Source organism: Saccharopolyspora rectivirgula DSM 43747 (assembly GCF_000497205.1).
Taxonomy (GTDB): Bacteria; Actinomycetota; Actinomycetes; order Mycobacteriales; family Pseudonocardiaceae; genus Saccharopolyspora; species Saccharopolyspora rectivirgula.
This window is the reverse complement of record NZ_AYJW01000137.1, coordinates 1-1066: the sequence shown is the minus strand read 5'-3', so window position 1 is coordinate 1066 and position 1066 is coordinate 1. Positions and strand designations below refer to the sequence as shown.

Here is a 1066-nt window from a genome sequence, read left to right as displayed (position 1 = left end):
CCGGCGATCTGGACGTCGTGGCGGAGGTCGATGACGAGCAGATCGCTGAGGTGTTGGCGAACTGGACCGGGATCCCGGTGTTCAAGCTCACCGAGGAGGAGACGACTCGGCTGCTGCGCATGGAGCAGGAGCTGCACAAGCGGATCATCGGTCAGGAGGATGCGGTCAAGGCCGTGTCGCAGGCGATTCGCCGCACGCGGGCGGGGTTGAAGGACCCCAAGCGCCCGTCGGGTTCGTTCATCTTCGCCGGCCCGTCGGGGGTGGGCAAGACCGAGCTGTCCAAGGCGTTGGCCGAGTTCTTGTTCGGCGATGAGGACGCGCTGATCCAAATCGACATGGGTGAGTTCCACGACCGCTACACCGCGTCGCGGTTGTTCGGGGCTCCGCCCGGGTATGTCGGTTACGAAGAGGGTGGGCAGCTGACCGAGAAGGTGCGGCGCAAGCCGTTCTCGGTGGTGCTGTTCGACGAGATCGAAAAGGCGCACCAGGAGATCTACAACACCTTGTTGCAGGTGTTGGAGGACGGGCGGCTCACCGATGGGCAGGGTCGCACGGTCGACTTCAAGAACACGGTGCTGATCTTCACCTCCAACTTGGGCACCCAGGACATTTCCAAGGCCGTGGGGTTGGGCTTTTCCTCGGGCCAGGACACCCAGTCCGGCTATGAGCGGATGAAGTCCAAGGTGCACGAGGAGATGAAGAAGCACTTCCGACCGGAGTTTTTGAACCGCATCGATGACATCATCGTGTTCCACCAGCTGACCGAGGACGAGATCGTGCAGATGGTGGATCTGTTGGCCGGTCGGGTGGAAAAGGCGCTCAAGAGCAAGGACATGGCGCTGGAGTTGACCGCCAAGGCCAAGAAGTTGTTGGCCAAGCGCGGGTTCGATCCGGTGCTGGGGGCGCGGCCGTTGCGGCGCACCATTCAGCGCGAGATCGAGGACAAGCTGTCGGAGAAGATCCTGTTCGGCGAGGTCGAGCCGGGCCAGATCGTCATCGTCGATGTCGACAACTGGGACGGCGAAGGCCCCGACGACCAGGCGGTGTTCACCTTCCGCGGCGAACC

At 62.9% G+C, this 1066-nt stretch carries 1 protein-coding gene; it reads left to right on the top strand.

From position 1 onward, the window contains the following. Positions 1–1066: AAA family ATPase (locus SREC43747_RS0119230; RefSeq protein WP_029722998.1), on the top strand; the 1066-nt coding region annotated here is incomplete at both ends.